Raw genomic sequence first — 529 nt, 5'->3', positions numbered from 1 at the left:
GCGGTAATACCCGGTGCGACTTTACCTTTCACTTCGATTTTCATTGTTTTCGCACGTGCTTGTTTTAGCGTTTGAGTCGCTAGTACGTGTTCAACTTCAGAAGTACCGATACCGAAAGCCAGTGAGCCAAATGCTCCGTGTGTTGCGGTATGAGAGTCACCACAAACGATGGTCATACCCGGTAGAGTAATGCCTAGCTCTGGGCCCATAACATGGACGATGCCCTGATATTTGTGGTTTAGGTCGTAAAGGGTAACACCGAACTCTTCGCAGTTTTTCGATAGCGTTTCCATTTGGATACGCGCCATCTCGCCAGAGGCGTTGATGTCTTTGGTTGTGGTCGAAACGTTGTGATCCATCGTGGCGAACGTTTTGCTAACCTGACGAACTTTACGACCTTTTTCACGCAAGCCATCAAAGGCTTGTGGAGAGGTCACTTCGTGTACCAAGTGACGATCAATATAAAGAATAGGGGTTTCCCCTTCTGCCGCGACGGCAACGTGTGCGTCGTAGACTTTTTCGTATAGTG

The 529-nt window shown here is 48.4% G+C and carries 1 protein-coding gene; it reads right to left on the bottom strand.

Translation table 11 applies throughout. The annotated features are described in order from the left end of the window. On the bottom strand, nt 1–529 hold a 529-nt coding region (locus tag R7Z50_RS30855; RefSeq protein WP_318150194.1), incomplete at both ends, for an aconitase family protein.

The organism is Vibrio sp. 1249-1 (genome assembly GCF_033340495.1).
Note: the sequence above shows the minus strand (reverse complement) of the source record. Positions and strands in the feature narration are given on the sequence as shown.